At 38.8% G+C, this 15,834-nt stretch carries 11 protein-coding genes; all 11 read right to left on the bottom strand.

The genetic code is table 11. The features are described 5' to 3' along the window. Positions 1 to 11: 11 nt before the first annotated feature. The gene (locus ACTBZY_RS15100; protein WP_463047177.1) at positions 12 to 953 is read right to left on the bottom strand and encodes a nuclear transport factor 2-like protein; all 942 of its coding nucleotides are present in this window, start codon (positions 951 to 953) and stop codon (positions 12 to 14) included. Positions 954 to 1,183: 230 nt separating this feature from the next. Further along, complete coding sequence (locus tag ACTBZY_RS15095; RefSeq protein WP_463047176.1) at positions 1,184 to 1,909, bottom strand: hypothetical protein; 726 nt, start codon at positions 1,907 to 1,909, stop codon at positions 1,184 to 1,186. Between the two features lie 121 nt (positions 1,910 to 2,030). Continuing rightward, positions 2,031 to 2,558 (bottom strand): ester cyclase, encoded by a 528-nt coding sequence (locus tag ACTBZY_RS15090; RefSeq protein WP_463047175.1) that lies wholly within the window; start codon positions 2,556 to 2,558, stop codon positions 2,031 to 2,033. Between the two features lie 122 nt (positions 2,559 to 2,680). Continuing rightward, the gene (locus tag ACTBZY_RS15085; RefSeq protein WP_463047174.1) at positions 2,681 to 3,010 is read right to left on the bottom strand and encodes a LytTR family DNA-binding domain-containing protein; all 330 of its coding nucleotides are present in this window, start codon (positions 3,008 to 3,010) and stop codon (positions 2,681 to 2,683) included. A gap of 153 nt (positions 3,011 to 3,163) precedes the next feature. Further along, complete coding sequence (locus ACTBZY_RS15080; RefSeq protein WP_463047173.1) at positions 3,164 to 3,928, bottom strand: LytTR family transcriptional regulator DNA-binding domain-containing protein; 765 nt, start codon at positions 3,926 to 3,928, stop codon at positions 3,164 to 3,166. Continuing rightward, on the bottom strand, positions 3,925 to 5,874 hold the full coding sequence (locus tag ACTBZY_RS15075; RefSeq protein ID WP_463047172.1) for a sensor histidine kinase: 1,950 nt from the start codon (positions 5,872 to 5,874) through the stop codon (positions 3,925 to 3,927). Before ACTBZY_RS15075 ends, ACTBZY_RS15080 begins: the two co-directional genes overlap by 4 nt. 172 nt (positions 5,875 to 6,046) lie before the next feature. Continuing rightward, on the bottom strand, positions 6,047 to 6,217 hold the full coding sequence (locus ACTBZY_RS15070; protein WP_463047171.1) for a hypothetical protein: 171 nt from the start codon (positions 6,215 to 6,217) through the stop codon (positions 6,047 to 6,049). After that, positions 6,210 to 8,246, bottom strand: coding sequence for a tetratricopeptide repeat-containing sensor histidine kinase (locus ACTBZY_RS15065; protein WP_463047170.1), 2,037 nt, complete (start codon positions 8,244 to 8,246; stop codon positions 6,210 to 6,212). The genes ACTBZY_RS15070 and ACTBZY_RS15065 overlap by 8 nt, the downstream gene beginning before the upstream one ends. Before the next feature lie 264 nt (positions 8,247 to 8,510). After that, the gene (locus ACTBZY_RS15060; RefSeq protein ID WP_463047169.1) at positions 8,511 to 10,097 is read right to left on the bottom strand and encodes a SusD/RagB family nutrient-binding outer membrane lipoprotein; all 1,587 of its coding nucleotides are present in this window, start codon (positions 10,095 to 10,097) and stop codon (positions 8,511 to 8,513) included. Between the two features lie 27 nt (positions 10,098 to 10,124). Beyond that, positions 10,125 to 13,346, bottom strand: coding sequence for a SusC/RagA family TonB-linked outer membrane protein (locus ACTBZY_RS15055; protein ID WP_463047168.1), 3,222 nt, complete (start codon positions 13,344 to 13,346; stop codon positions 10,125 to 10,127). A 445-nt stretch (positions 13,347 to 13,791) separates the two neighbouring features. Beyond that, positions 13,792 to 15,834: hypothetical protein (locus ACTBZY_RS15050; RefSeq protein WP_463047167.1), on the bottom strand; the 2,043-nt coding region annotated here is incomplete at its 5' end.

Raw genomic sequence — 15,834 nt, 5'->3', positions numbered from 1 at the left:
AAAAATATTATTTATTTCAACAAATCGTCATTGTAATAAATAACTTCATTCACTATTTTACCTTCAGCGTTTACCGTATGCGAATAATGAACAAACAGCTTTATTTCTTTTTTGTCCGATTTACGTATAAGGTTAGTATTCCACCAGGAGTAAAGCGTACCTGATTTGCCACCTCTATTACCCATTTCGTATTGCATAAAATCAGGGTATCCAAATTGTTCTATGGACTTAATGTCAAAAGCCCCCATAAATGCTTTGTCTTGTGCCTTGTTCTCCTCTAAAGTAATAGCTTTCATTTCAGGGTTGTTGATGCTGATGAAAGTAGCTTTAGGGTCGGAAAAGCTATAGTACTTGGCTAAATCACCATTTTCTAATGCTCCCATCATGATTCGTAACGAGTTGATATTCTCATGTTGGTTGTAAATTGTACCGTTTTTCCGGTTAGAGTTACTAGCACTGATTTCATTGAACATTTCAGGATTACTGTACATTATAACTCCCTTAATCTTGTTGTCTTTGTTGATTATAAAAGTACGTTGCATAGCCAAATTTGCCTTGACTCCCGTTTTCTTATGAATTCCTTTAGCATCATCCCAGCGAACCACCGTTATGTCTCCCTTATCGCCAGCATATTCAAAAGCATCTGGGTAAGAACCTGCAGAGGGAGTAATGGTCAAGTAATCAAAGGATTGACTCCAGAAAATTGACCTTCCCATTAAAGCTTTTTTGTCTGATGAATTAGTTGCAGAATTAGGAGATAAGCCATCAATTGCTTTAAAGTCTTCTGTTAACAAGCTCGCCAATTTAGCTGTATCCCCTTTTACAAATGCTTTGGTAAAAGTTTCCGCAACATTAATGGCTGGATGCTCAATGTAGATTTTACCATTTTCCTTTATTTGGCCGAAACCCATGAAGGGTAACATTATTAATAAACCTATTTTAAGTTTTTTCATTTTTTGTTTATTTAAATTATTGCCTATTCTTCCCACTTTTATGAGGACGGTTTTCAGCTTATCCCGTTATTTAGATGTACTACTTTTAGCACCTCCCAAAAAAATCACTGACAATACACGTTTGTCTGTTGGTCTTTTAATTTAAGCTCCTCATACGTTCTATTTGGTAAGCCTAAATCTTAATAAAAATCCGAATGTTCTTTTCATCTAATGAAATGGTTTAAAATGGATTAAGTGAGCGGTAAAAGAGCAAACCACTTGGCAAATGCATCCCAGGCTGGAAAGCTTATTTTAAATAAATACAGCCAATGAAAAAGGATATATAGCACTGTCAAAAGCGGGAATATCCATCGCCCTTTATTCTGCTTCCTTTCTAAGAAAATCAAAGCCATAAGCAGGGCATAAACAAGCACAATGGTGACTATAAAGCCTGTAATAAAGTCGGTGGGATAGAAGACATTAATGATTAGCCTACCCAAAGAGGGCTCAATGAATACAATTCCTGTAGCAATCATGGCTCTGGCATGTATTTGAATGTTCTTTTTGTACCAAATAGCAATACCGTACATGACACCAATAATCACCAGATCTTTAAGTTGCAGCCACAAACTTGCTCCAAGATTCGAGCTAACCTCACCACCTATACGATGGTGTTTAAGTAGAATGACAGACACAAAGAATAAGGGCAATAAGACATAAGTCAGTTTCCCTATCTTTCTATGTAAGGCAACTTTCTTCCTTTTGATAAGCATGGGCTGCAGCACCAAGAGTGTTACCCAAGCGGCTGCCATAGCGGCATGAAAGTGAAAGTAGAAACTGAAATCGGCTGTCCCATCCAGGAATTTAGCAAAGTAGGTAGGCCAAAATCCAAGTAAGACCAGAACAACTAAAACCAGGAAATAAAATGTTGATTTATTCCATTGAATTGGCAAGACTCGGTTTTGTATTGTTTTCATTTATTCTGCTTATAAAGCGTTAGCTAATTTACTATTTAACATGCTGAGTACCAACTATTTTTAGGGAGTGGCCGTTTTAGTGAAATCGCTCAAACGAAATCTGGTTTCAGCCAATACACCTTTATCTTTCCACCAATCCTAGCTGCTGCATAAACTCCAGGTTATCCAGAAAATCTTGCTCCTGAGCTATCTTACCATCTTTCATTTTAACTAAGGTTACTCCGTCTATATCTACCGTTTTCCCAGTAGCTGGAATCCCGAAAAAGTCTCCCGTATGTGTTCCCTTGAAATTCCAGTGTTTTACAATTTTATTTCCCTGCCCAAAAGCATCCACTATGGTAAAACTGACATTAGAAAAACCCGTGAGGTAATTATTATAATAAGCTTTAAAGGCTTCAATGCCCACAATATTCTCAGGTGTACTGATAAGTGTAATACTCTTATCAAAACTGGTTTCATTAATGCCGTCAATGTTTGAGTTATTGACTATGTCGTCCCAGACAGACTCATACATCCCTAAGTCTTTAGACAACCTCATGCTGGCTGTTTTTAATTCCAAATATTCCACGGAGGGTTCTGTACGGCAGCTCAGAATAGTTAAAAGAAAGATTATACTTAAACCTGGAATACACTTTTTTATAGTTTTCATAGTTGAACTTTTATCTATTATTAATTAACACAACCTCCTATCCTTGCCAAAAAGTTACTCCCGCTTTTAGCCGTAGTAAGGTTTTGAAATTGGAGAATTCTAGGTCTCTGTTATAGTTTTCTTTATGACTCCATACAAGCTTCAAAAGCCGCCAGACGGCGACGTGAAAGAGAAACTTGTATTGAAGTATTTCTTTTTGAATGATGAAGACTCCGGCTACCATAATAAATGGTGAAGAAATTGAGGTAGTCAAGATTCACTAGCGTAGCTCTGTTTACTCGAAAAAAATTAAACTCCGATAGGCGTTTTTCAATCACCCCGAGCGTGGTAGACGACAATAAGTCGCTTCCATCTGCAAAACGTATAAAAGTATAATTATCTCTAGCTTCTAGATTTAGAATCTGATCTGGATGTGCAAACCTTCGTGAACCTAAGTGTACTGTGTTTTTCATGGCTATAAAGTGAGAATGCTCTGATAATACAGATTGAAATAGCCTTAAAAATATCTTATAATCAAGCACTTATTTCCCAACAGCCAAGCTAGGTTTCCGAAAGCATGGATTTAGTTTCCGGCGATAATATAGATTAGTACTAAAACATTAATCCTAAACTTTATGAAGCCTTTTCATTAGGTCTTCTTTGGAACTTTGCCCTATAGGAATGGCCTGATCATTTATAAAAACGTAGTTTTCTGCCACCTCGTCAATTTCTAATATGTTTATCAGATAAGAGCGATGGATTCTCATGAAATGGCTTGTTGGTAATTTCTCTTCTACATTTTTGAGAGGGACAGAAAGTATATATTGACTGCTTTTAGTAAATATTTGACAATACGCCCGTTCGGCACTTATGTATAAAATATCTGCAATAAACAGTTTTACCATTTTATCCTTATGCTTCACAAAAATGCGGTCGCTCAGATAGTCTGGTTCGTTTTCTGGAAGGAATATATTGTTTGAAGTGGTTTTAGGTTCTAGGTGGTTAAAGGCACTTTCGTTTATCCTTTCTACAGTAAGTTCTATTGATCTTTGAAGATCCAAAATATTAAAAGGCTTAGACATAAAGGCATGCGGACGAGTCAATTTAGCCCTTCCAAAAGTACCGGCATCGGTATTGGCGGTTAGATAAATAACCGCCACATTATAATTTTTTTGAACAATATCCGCGGTTTCTATACCATCAAGCTCTCCTTTAAGATTGATATCCATTATAATGATATCGGGATTGTTCTGCTCTATATGTAGTAAAACCTCCTCTCCTCTAGACAAAATACCAGTAACCTCATAACCCAATTTGCTGAGCTGCATAGAGATTTTGGCGGCTATAATCATTTCATCCTCAACGACCAGTATTTTAATAAGATTACTCATATTTTAAGCTTCTTTTTTTCAAAAATCAAAGAAATACGTGTCCCTTCATTTATCTGATAATCAATAGTTCCTTCTAGCTGCTTGGTCAAAAGCTGGATAAGGGTACCGCCAAATCCTGTGCCGTTAGAAGGGATATCTTCTTTTATGCCGTTTCCATTGTCTGCGACTATCAACTCTAATTGCTCTTCGGTATACGTTCTTAAGCTAATCTTTATCAGGCCTTTTTCTTTTCCTTCAAAAGCATATTTAAAAGCATTGGTTAATAACTCATTGACTATCAATCCTACAGGAATAGCCGTATCTATATCCAATAACATTGGAGGCATATCGCACTCAATACTTATTCGGTTCTGAAAATTAAAGGAATTAATCATATTCTGACCCAAATTCACAAAATAATCTCTCATCTCTATTGATGCTAAATGCTCTCCTTGATACAGCTTTTGGTGAATTATTCCCATAGAGCGAACTCTGTTTTGACTTAAAAGCATGGCCTCCTGAATAGAAGGGTCGTCTATTTGTGAGGACTGAAGTTCTAAAAGACTAGAGACAATCTCTAGGTTGTTTTTTACTCTATGGTGTATTTCCTTTAAAAGCAGCTCATTATCTTGGTTCTTTTTGCCCAAAGCTTCCTGAGTAAATTCCAAATTTTGAATAGACAAATTGAGGTCTATGGTTCGTTTTCCAACCTCCTTTTCCATAGAATTATAAAGACTACCAAACTGATTGGTGATATAGATATAAATCCCGAGCGGAAAACTTATATAAAGCAATATCAGATCCAGATAAATTAATGAATTCGAGAGTAAGATAATTTCGGCACTTTGGAGTCTATTCACTAGTAAAAAAGTGGCTGTGCCAATAGCACCAAAGGTGGCATAATGTACACCCCCTTGTTTTTTGTGCGTGGCTTTAAACATCACTATCAACATGAGGGTGATAACCAGAAAAATGCTGACAGCATCAAAAACAATAAAAGGCATAAAAGGGACAAAATAATTTGCGGTGCGTATCGGTAAGAGCCAAATGAGATGCTTGACCCAGTCGTACTTCTTAATGCCAAATAATAGAGTTAGCGTATAGGGCAGCAAAGAGAATCCCGCCCCAAAAGCAACAGAATTTATGATATTACCAATTACGGCGTCCCAAAAGCTATTTAGGCTAAGAAAAAGCAGGATATGTGCAGAAATAGCGGCTATTAGAAATAACACAGTGATGAGCGAAATTATCAAACTGGCTCTGCCACCTTTAAATTTCAAGTACAGTAAAAGGTGTAAGACCAACAAAATAATAAGTACCACCGCTATTACCGAAAGAGTGGCCATGCTATTGGCACGACGACTATCAGAATTAGCACCTCTGACTTCCGTGGCCATACCAACATAAAAACCCAGATTTGAAGAAAACTTTCTGAGTAGCCTTTGATTCCTTTTAGCCTGATGATTGGAAAATCGGATAGCTAAAACATGAACACCATCTCCAATGATCTTCATATTTTTATCCGCCACATAATTAGGAATATGCGATACTTCTAATGCTGCGTTTCTTGAAAAATTACCATAAGAATGCAATAGCTCACCATCTAAAAATACGTCAGCAGCTCCCCAAGTTGAAAAATACAGCCTTCGAATTTGATTCCTAATTTGAGTGTCTGTGGTAAACTTAAACCTCCACCAGCCATAACCCGACCAAATGCTATCTGGCATAGCTTCGGCTTTTAGACCTATAGGGTAAATCAGATGCCAGTCAGAATCATCTATATCCAACGCCGACCAGCCTAGATCGTCTCCTGGGTGATATAACCAAGCATTTCGATAATTTAATGCTAAAAGACCTTCTTTCGTCAGCGACGATTCTAAATAAGGGACTTCGGCTTTATTGGCAAATGATTTGCTATTTACCGCTTGAAATAGGGTTAAAAGAATAGCAACAAAGCTGACAAGCATTGTCTTTTTAAAGAACATCTTTAAGTATTGTCTAGTTACTTTTATATTCATCTGATGCTTGCCTCCATCGTTCTTTTTACACGTTTTTTTATTTAATTGGCACGGTTTTTTTAGGGGCTGTGTGCATCCTTGATTCTAGGATTAAGGCTTAAGATGTTAATTTATAGATAATTTAGTTAAGAATAGGAAAGTTAGAGAGCTTCGCTTCTAATTGCTCTAGACGGATTACCTCAGCAAATTCTAAGGGTAAAACTGGCGTGCTAGCGGTTAAGAAATTAGTGTACACAATCTTATCCCGCCAGAGAGAAGCATGCTGATATAAGCCATCGGGTTTATCAGGCATGGTTTCTGGTTTTGTTGAAAATCAATGAAACCTTAGTTCCATTTTTATTTTCATAGGAGATGGTGCCATTTAATTGTTTGGTGAGGAGGTCTATCAGCATGGTGCCAAAGCCCGTACCTTTTGTAGGACTGTCAGTAGTTTTTCCAATTCCGTCATCCGTTATATTTAATTCTAGGTTGTCGTCATTAGGGCCATTAGATTTCATGGTAATTTCAATTTTGCCATTATCTTTTCCTACAAAAGCGTACTTAAGGGCATTTGTGAGCAATTCGTTGGCAATAAGCCCAACGGAAATGGCGGTATCCACATCTAGCACTAGTTCGGGCATGTCACATTCTATTTTTACTTTACCATCCGTACTAAAAGAGTTCATGATATTCTCCCCCAAATTCACGAAATAATCACGCATTTCTATGGAGGTGAGGTGTTCACTTTGATAAAGTTTTTGATGAATTATTCCCATAGAATGCACCCTGTTTTGACTAGAAAGCATGGCGGCTTGCACAGAAGGGTCGTCTATTTGAGATGATTGCAGTTCTAAAAGGCTCGATACTATTTCAAGGTTGTTTTTTACTCGGTGGTGAATCTCCTTTAATAAGAGCTCGTTTTCTTTGTGACGTTTATCTAATTGAATATTAGTGACTTTTAAGTTTTCATTTAGCTCTTCAAGTTGGAGGTTCTTCTTCTTGTTTTTATGATAAGCAAAAAATAAACCGCTCAAAAGTAAAATCATCATGCCCCCAACGATATAGCTTAACAATTGGTTTTTTTGCTGCTGCTTAATTAATTCAGACTGTGACGAAATGGTCTCATTTTTTTGTTCTATTTCGTATTTTACTCTTAGTTCGGTTTTTAGGGCCTCGGTTTCTTGTTGCAAAGCATTGATGGAGATGTCTTTGCCCGCAGCCAAATATTTGAAAGCTAAATCTGACTTATTGAGTGCCCTATATGATTCTGCCAACCAGATGTAGTGGTCTTTCAATTCTTCAGAATTATAGACTTTCTTATCCTTAAAGTGCTCCACATAGTCTTTTAAATAGGGAATAGCTTCAGCATATTTCCTTTGCAAATAATAGACACTCCCTATACCACCTTTCCAGCCATTTGCAGCTTCTGGACCATACAATTCTTGCATCCCTTTCCAGGAGTATTTAAAGTCTATCAAGGCCTCGTCAAATTGCTTCAAAGCACGGTAGGCTTGTGCACGCCATGCTCTAACATTTAAGGTTTCTGAGTTTTGATATTCTTCTGGTAATTGAGTAACTAGTGCTAAGGCTTTATTGACAGCTTTTAGTGCTTTTTCTGGCTGTCCAATTTTAATATAAATGTTACTGGAGCCAAGCAGTGCCCTAATCAGCGGATGCGTGTTTTCCTCTTTTTCATAGGCGGCCACCACCATTTCACTGTATTTTAGGGCAGATTCAAAATCTTTGGTGTTGGCGTATAGATTACTTAAAGATGCATGAATAGAATTTATACCTTTTTGGTAACTAATCGACTGAGCCACTTCTAAGCCTTTGAAAAATTGAACTTCAGCTTCGGCGTATTTCTGCATAAAGTCCAAATCAAAACCTACCGTTTTATAAGCTTTGCTAATCAGTTCTTTATCGTCTGTTTGTAAAAAGAATTGTAGTGCCTGATTGTCATAATAATAGATAGAGTCTTTGTTTTCAGAAGTAATGCTTAGGTAATGCCAATTGGCCAGTTCTTTATAGGTTTTGGCAATCAATAGAGGCTTTTTAGCAGCTTTTGCTCGTTTTAAAGTAAGCCACAAGTCTTCTTTTATTTTGATATCAGTTTTACCTTTCATCTGATTAATGGCATCGCCTAATTTTACCAATGCGGTATCTATCGGGAGGGATGCAAGATTGGGTATTTGATAAATATCTTCGGTTTTTTGCTGGGCGTTTAAGCCGAATGAAAAGAGGTTAAATAAGAGGAAAAGTATAGGCACTTTTCTCATTTCTTTAAATTGATTCTTCATAGAAAACATGGCTAGTCTCAAGGTATTGAAAACAAGGTACGCCATTTTAATGAAGTCCAAAAAATGTTTTTGCTGACAAATTTTCTTTCTGCAGATAATCAGAAAAGGATGGTTCTGTAATGATTATAGAAAATAGCTTTGGGTATAAACCAAAGTTTTAAATTTTGGAGGGGAGGGTAGCTGCTTATGCTCCATGATTTAAGCCGTTATTCTTAGAATTAGACATACTTAACATGGGTTCAAAAGAAAAACCTGTCCCTTTGGGACAGGCCTTTACACTTCACCATTTTCTTTATAAAAATGCTTTGTTTATTTCATCAACCAGATTGCTTCGTTGATGTCATCTTTTCCAGAAAACTGGCTATCAATAGCCGTTTTATAGTTGGATGTGTTGGTTGTTCTTTCAGAGTATGGATACTGCCATCTTACTGCTATTCTTCCAGAGTTTCCTGTACCTACACCTGTTAAAAAAGTAGGAAATCCCGTTCTACGCCAGTTGAAATACCCTTCCATACCAGAATTCATGAAAAAAGCCAAGTATTTCTGTGTAATGATTTGTTCCAATCCTTTGGCATCCGCTGTGTATTTTACGTTTGGCTGAGCCAGGTAGTCTTGTAATTCAAAATCATAGTCGTATTTGGCAAAGTCCGAGGAGTTTCTACCACCATTTAAAGAATACGTGAAAGTGTTTGTGCCAGAGCTAATGCCATAAAACTGAAAAGAAGCTTCTACACCTTTTTTGTACCAAGAATCTGCTGAGCCGGTGGAGGTCCAAGCTCTATGAATACCTTCGGCAATATTAAAGCACATTTCAGGATAGCCTACTATAAAAGTGGCCTCACCCACATAGTTTGTGTAGTATCTGTTTCTGTTTTGGAAAGAGTATGAACCTGGAGCAAAACCCTCATTATCTATACCTGCCTTAAAAGACATATCTGCAAGGTCTTCACCAGAGTTGGCCCCTAAATAAGCAGAGAAATCGTTTGGCTGCTTACCCGCTTTTATTTGTGAACCTGCTGGCTCAGTGGTCACAAAAAGACGTGGATCTTTACGCACTTTTAGGCCTTCCACATATGTAGCAGCCATGTTTTGGCGTGTAGCGTCAAAACCAAAGTTATCTGGATTTGACGGGTATTTGTTAAACTGATTGCTTGTAAACTGAAGATTATCACTCATCCCGTTTAGTAAAGGATACTTTGTAGGGTTAGAGAGAATGGCTGCAAATCTCGCTTTGATGTTTAAATCGGCATCAGTTTCTTTCTTGCTTAGTGTAGTCAAAACTCTTAATTGAAAAGCGTTAACTACTTTTTGCCATTGTCTTAAGTCACCGTCAAAATAGATGTCGCCGGTTAACTCATTATCACCCTCGGCTATGAGCGAAGCCATTTCTGTGTTTGCTTCGTCTAACCATTTTAAAATTTGTAGGTAAATGTCTTTCTGAGAATCATAGGAAGGCTCAAAGTTTTCTCCACCTTGAAGAGCACCTGTCAATGGCAAATCACCCACACGTTTGGTCATTTGGTCATAGTAAAATGCCTTTAAAAATTTAGCTGTCGCCGAGTATGGATTAACGGCTTTAGCTCCTGCGTTAAGTGCTTCTTCTTCCATTTTGGTTACGTTTTTAAGCGTATAAAAATGGTTTGGCATTTCTGTCCAAGTATACTCGTTGGTAGCGTAATAGTTATAGTTGGAACAGAAGAACTGGTTCCAACGCATTTCTGCACTAAACGGACGCCCCGTGGAATTGTACATCTGATATTGTACCTCTTTCAGCACTAAGGCTGCCGGTACGTTTACGGGTCTGTTTGGGTCTTTTTCTAGTTCTGCAAAATCACTACCGCAGCTAGTGAGCATAAAAAAGCTCAGAAACAGGATGCTTAATTGTATATATTTCATGATGTTATATCTTTTAAAATCAGTCAATTAGAAAGTGAAGTTTACGTTTACACCATATCTTCTTGTAGAGGGTGTTTGAACATCAGAAGAGCCACCACCTATGTATTGGTTTAGGTCAATGTCTTTCTTTTCTGCAAAGTAAAGTAGGTTTCTACCTACCAATGAGATACTTACATTTTGTACTTTTTTCCCAAGCCATTCTTGTGGTAAAGAATAGCCGATGACAGCCTCACGAAGCATTCCGAAAGAACGGCTCATCAAGTTTCCTTCATCCGTATTATAATAGCGGCTTACCCAGTCTTGCAAATACTGCTCTGTGGTATTTGGCGTATAGCTTAATTCTGAATAGTTGGTTACTTTCCCATCTGCATCAAAATTGATTTCGGCACCGTTTGCCACCTGAACACCTTCACCTACGTAAGATTTAACGCCTAAGTAATCTTGGTAACGAGCTTCGCCCATTTCACCTTCCACCGTAGCAATATGACGACCACCACGGAACGTTTGTTTTTGAGCGTAGTTGGTAATTACACCTCCTATTCTACCATCAAACTGGAAGCTTAAGCTGATGTTTTTGTAGTTGAATCTGTTATTAATACCAAAAACGAAATCAGGATTTGTATTTCCTAAATATTGTGACACTGGAGCGTAAATGGGTCTACCACTGGCATCATTAATGATTTCTCCTTCTGGTGTACGTACAAAAGCACGACCGTAAAATTTATCCATTCTGTCGCCTACTTTTAAGAAAGTGTTTAAGCTTTCTACACCTGGGTAAATCTCTGTCAAAGTCTCTTTATAAGTCGACCAGTTAGCCAAAATATCCCAAGTAAAGCCATTTAGTTTTTTGATAGGTGTCCCTGTCAATGAGAATTCTAAACCTTTTTTCTGGGTTTTGATACCATTAACTAATGCCGTAGAATAGCCAGAAGTACTAGATACTGGAAGGTTGAAGATTTTTGGCCCCTCATTAGAAATGAAGTATGTGGCATCAAAAGCTAATCCGTTACCCAAGAATTTCAAGTCTAAACCAATCTCTGTTTGAGAAGTAGAACTTGGCTGAAGTTCTGGGTTGTTTAAGGAGTTGGTAAATGCTGCGGACGGCTGATTATTGAATGTGGTCAAGATAGCGTAAACTGCCGAGTTTTGATATGTAGGGCCATCATAAGGAGCGAAGTATTGGTCTCCATATCCAAGTGGATTGCTGTCGCTTACAGATGGAATAGCTCCAATAGATGATTTAGTCAAACCGTCTTTTACGTTGGCATAAGAACCTCTCAATTTGGCATAGCTAATAAAACTAGGCAATGGCAGATAATCTGTTAATGAAGTAGCCAATGCCACAGAAGGGTAGAAGAACGTGTTGTTTCCTTGAGGAAGCGTAGAAAGCTGATCTACGCGACCTGTGGTTGATAATGTTACATAATTCTTCAAAGAAAAATCAGCGGAGTAGTAGCCTGAATATACTTTCATGGCCGAGTTAAAATTGAATGCTTTTACTGGGTTTGAAGAGTTAGCGAAGTTATATAAACCCGGTACGTTGAGGTAATCTGTAGAAGCATAATCAGAGCTGTAAGAGAAGGTTCTGATGTTTCCTCCAGCCCAAATTTTAGCATTGATTGCGGGTGTAATGTCTTTGTCAAACTTGATTAATAAGTCGGTGTTGTTTTCGAAAAGGTTTCTTCTGTCTTCTCTGTAATCTCCACGTCGTTCTTCACGACCGTAAGAACCCGCTGAGTATGGCATTTTTTCTGTACGTAATAAGTCCCAGGTGGTGACTTGCGTACGCAGCATTACATCTAGATTAGGCGTAAGCTCATAAGTCATAGATGCCTGTCCCATGATATCAGTTTTATGGTGACTTCTGAGCCACTCATAACTCATAAAATATGGGTTGTTATAACGTTGATACTCCGCATAGACTTGCTGAATTCCCTCTTTACCTTCTTGCCAGTAATCTCTCATGTCGTCTACATCCCAGTCTGCCGCACCCCAAAAAATCATGTTATAGATAATAGAGTTTGGTCCATAATTGATGTCTGGGAAGTTTGGACTGTTTTGACGGTTAAACTGTAAGCCAGAAGAAAATTTCAATTTTTCTGAGAAAGTGTAATCCGTGGTCATGTTGAAATTGACAATGTCCAATTTCGTGTTTGGCAACAATCCTTTTTGGAACGTATTAGAACCTGACAAGCGGATGTTGTGTTTTTCGCCGCTAGAGGAAACAGAAAGGTTGTTTGTGCTTAAAATACCTGCTTCCAAGAAACGCTTCAAGTTATCTTTACCACGAGCGATATATGGGGTTGGGATTCTGTCTCCTGTGACGGGATCAATTGGGGAGTCGTATTGTGAAATAGGCTGACCGTCAAATTTTGGTCCCCAGCCACCGTCATAGTCGCCGTCGTTTAGTCCGCCCCCTTTTCCGTCTACAAAAGCGTAGTTTCCGTGGTCACCTGGTCCGTACATATCTTGTACTTTTGGAATAGCTATAAAGCCTTTGTCAATCATGGTAGAGCTGTTGAAGTCTACCTGGAAGCCTCTTTTGTCTGAAGAGCCACGTTTGGTTGTAATTAAAATCGCTCCGTTTTTTCCTCTAAAACCATAAAGTGCCGCGGCAGAAGCCCCTTTTAGTACAGAGTACGTTTCTATGTCGTCTGGGTTTACATTCCATGTATCAGAATTTACAGGTACACCGTCTACCACAAAAAGAACATCGGCGTTTCCTCTTAATGAGATGTTCGGTTTTCTTAATAATTCGGTTTGAGCACCAATGGTCAAACCGGCTACTTTACCTGCTAATGCATTAATGGCATTTGGCTCACGGGCTTTAACCGTAGAGGCTCCGTCTACCGTTTGGATAGCTACGCCAATTCTCCTAGCGTCTTTTTTGATACCCAATGCCGTTACCACCACTTCGTTTAACGACTTGGTGTCGGCAGTTAAATTTACATTTAAGATAGATTGGTTTCCTACGATAACTTCTTGCGGCATAAAACCAATAGAAGAAAACACCACGATAGACTTGGAAGTAGGAACGCTGATTTTATAGGCACCTTCCATATCTGTGGTTGTTCCGATTAACGAACCTTTAATAATGACGCTGACGCCAGGTAGGCTTTCTCCTGTGGCATCTTTTACCACACCGCTAAGGTTTAGCTGTGCCATGGCTCCGAGGCTCAGGCACATCAAACCGATGATTGGCATTAAAGCACTGCCAAATAAAGCTTTGAGTAGAGATTTTCTTCTCATATTAAAAACATTTTAGGTGTTAAGAATTATTTTGAAATTCTCCGCAAAGGTGATTTTCTACTTTAACCTAGATGTTAATTGGGTATCTGAGAAGTGTTAATATTAAGTCAATTTTTCAATGATATGGTCTCAAATGTTTGAGATTTGATAATGTTGAGTTTTGGATTTGGTGATTTTGAGATGCTAATATCATGATGAGTACACGATGCTTATATATGGATGAATATAAGTTGGTATCCAACCTGTCTTTATCAAGTATGGTTTTAAATGTTATGAAGGGATGTTTTGTTACACCTTCTGTTAACAATTTACAAGACTAGGGTATCTTGAAAAAAGCACCTCCTAGCACACTTCTGTATGCTAAATATATTGATGGCGTGTGCTGAGGTCAAGCTTTAAAAAGGGGAAACCTTCTTTCGACGGTCTCCCTTTTGATACTAATGAGCTATTTTATTTTTTTAAAGGTAAATGGAATACATATTTCCTCTGCAGGACACTTACAGGTTTCAGTAATGATAATTGGGCAGCATCCGTTGAATCCACAACCATTCAGAACGTTAACATCTACTTTATAAGAACCTCCATCACTTGCCGTATAAGTTGGTAAAGTAGCACCTTGAATAGGCACATCATTTTTGTACCACTGATAACTCGCATAACCGGTTGGAGCTTTTAATTCGATAGTTTCACCCGCGTCTTTGCAGAGTTCAATTGGAATGCTGACACAAGCTTTAGCGATGTCATCTTCTTCCAAACTCATGTTTTCTGGTGATGAGTCAATGTCTGCTTTATCCATATAATTCACCCAAGCCGTATTACATGCAAATCCTCCTTCTGAACTAATCACTTTTGCCTGAATGGTCAATACTGCGAATTCACCTTTCCCTAACACTATACCCGTCCATTCATGGGTAATACTATCGTATGTACCGATGGTAGGGGTAGCCATAATTAATTCTAAGTTAGAAGTAAGACTATCTTGAACGGTTAAATACACAATTTGACTTTGAGCATCTTTTCTTTTGACAGTGACTTCGTAAGTGACAATACTTCCAATGGCTTGCTGACAATTAGCATCCGTAGTATTGGTTAATTCAACATCTACAGGCGGCACATTAATGATATAGAAGGTCGTATCTCTATTTCCTTCGGCATCAACGCCAATGACACAGAGCTTGTCTACCCCATTGCCCGACAGGTTAGCGGTATAAACCAGACAGCCATTCGCATCTGCAGTATAAGTTCCTTGAGCCGGAGCACCTGCACATTCCTCAATGGCCACAGACGTTACTGCACCAATCTGGTCTGCAGTAGGGCATAAGCTAAGACTGGTATCTCCAGGCATAACCGTAACTGTTATGGTATCAGGCACAATGACCGGAGTGATGATGATGTACGTGGTATCACAAACCCCATTGGTACAAGCGACAATACAAGTTCTTGTAGTATCCGAATTCATTCCGTTAGGTGTAAACACCATACAGTTATTAGCATCCAAAACAGCTGTTCCTTGATTAGCAGGAATGACGCTACACATGCTATATGTGGTCGTACTATCCACTACAATATCATCAGCTGTCGCACAAATTGGCGGCGGCGGACAAGTAGTACATGGCGGCGTAATGATGACCGTATCAGGGTACGTAGGCTTAGATGGCACATTAATGATATAGAAGGTCGTATCTCTATTTCCTTCGGCATCCACGCCAATGACACAGAGCTTGTCTACCCCATTCCCCGAAAGGTTAGCGGTATAAACCAGACAGCCATTCACGTCTGCAGTATAAGTTCCTTGAGTAACAGGTCCATCACAATCATTTATCACGACGGATGTTACTGCACCAATCTGGTCTGCAGTAGGGCATAAGCTAAGACTGGTATCTCCAGGCATAACCGTAACTGTTATGGTATCCGGCACAATGACCGGAGTGATGATGATGTACGTGGTATCACAAACCCCATTGGTACAAGCCACAATACAAGTTCTTATGGTATCCGAATTCATTCCGTTAGGTGTAAAGACCATACAGTTATTAGCATCCAAAACAGCTGTACCTTGATTAGAAGGAATGACACTACACATGCTATAAGTCGTTGTACTATCCACTACAATATCATCAGCTGTCGCACAAATTGGCGGCGGCGGACAAGTAGTACATGGTGGTGTAATGATGACCGTATCAGGGTACGTTGGCTTAGATGGTACATTAATGATATAGAAGGTCGTATCTCTATTTCCTTCGGCATCCACTCCAATGACACAGAGCTTGTCTACCCCATTGCCCGACAGGTTAGCGGTATAAACCAGACAGCCATTCGCATCTGCGGTATAAGTTCCTTGAACCGGTGCACCTGCACATTCCTCAATCACGACTGACGTTACTGCACCAATTTGGTCTGCAGTAGGGCATAAGCTAAGACTGGTATCTCCAGGAGCCACCGAAATGGTAATGGTATCCGGCACAATGACCGGTGTGATGATGATGTA

It is taken from the genome of Arcticibacterium sp., from assembly GCF_055134445.1.
The sequence above is the reverse complement of the archived record's forward strand: the minus strand, read 5'-3'. Positions and strand labels throughout refer to the sequence as shown.

Excerpts from the sequence above, each read along its gene's own strand:
- ACTBZY_RS15070 (WP_463047171.1), bottom strand. The coding sequence starts at position 6,217 with ATGCCTGATAAACCCGATGGCTTATATCAGCATGCTTCTCTCTGGCGG.
- ACTBZY_RS15080 (WP_463047173.1), bottom strand. The coding sequence starts at position 3,928 with ATGAGTAATCTTATTAAAATACTGGTCGTTGAGGATGAAATGATTATA.
- ACTBZY_RS15100 (WP_463047177.1), bottom strand. The coding sequence starts at position 953 with ATGAAAAAACTTAAAATAGGTTTATTAATAATGTTACCCTTCATGGGT.
- ACTBZY_RS15095 (WP_463047176.1), bottom strand. The coding sequence starts at position 1,909 with ATGAAAACAATACAAAACCGAGTCTTGCCAATTCAATGGAATAAATCA.
- ACTBZY_RS15055 (WP_463047168.1), bottom strand. The coding sequence starts at position 13,346 with ATGAGAAGAAAATCTCTACTCAAAGCTTTATTTGGCAGTGCTTTAATG.
- ACTBZY_RS15085 (WP_463047174.1), bottom strand. The coding sequence starts at position 3,010 with ATGAAAAACACAGTACACTTAGGTTCACGAAGGTTTGCACATCCAGAT.
- ACTBZY_RS15060 (WP_463047169.1), bottom strand. The coding sequence starts at position 10,097 with ATGAAATATATACAATTAAGCATCCTGTTTCTGAGCTTTTTTATGCTC.
- ACTBZY_RS15090 (WP_463047175.1), bottom strand. The coding sequence starts at position 2,558 with ATGAAAACTATAAAAAAGTGTATTCCAGGTTTAAGTATAATCTTTCTT.
- ACTBZY_RS15065 (WP_463047170.1), bottom strand. The coding sequence starts at position 8,246 with ATGGCGTACCTTGTTTTCAATACCTTGAGACTAGCCATGTTTTCTATG.
- ACTBZY_RS15075 (WP_463047172.1), bottom strand. The coding sequence starts at position 5,874 with ATGCTTGTCAGCTTTGTTGCTATTCTTTTAACCCTATTTCAAGCGGTA.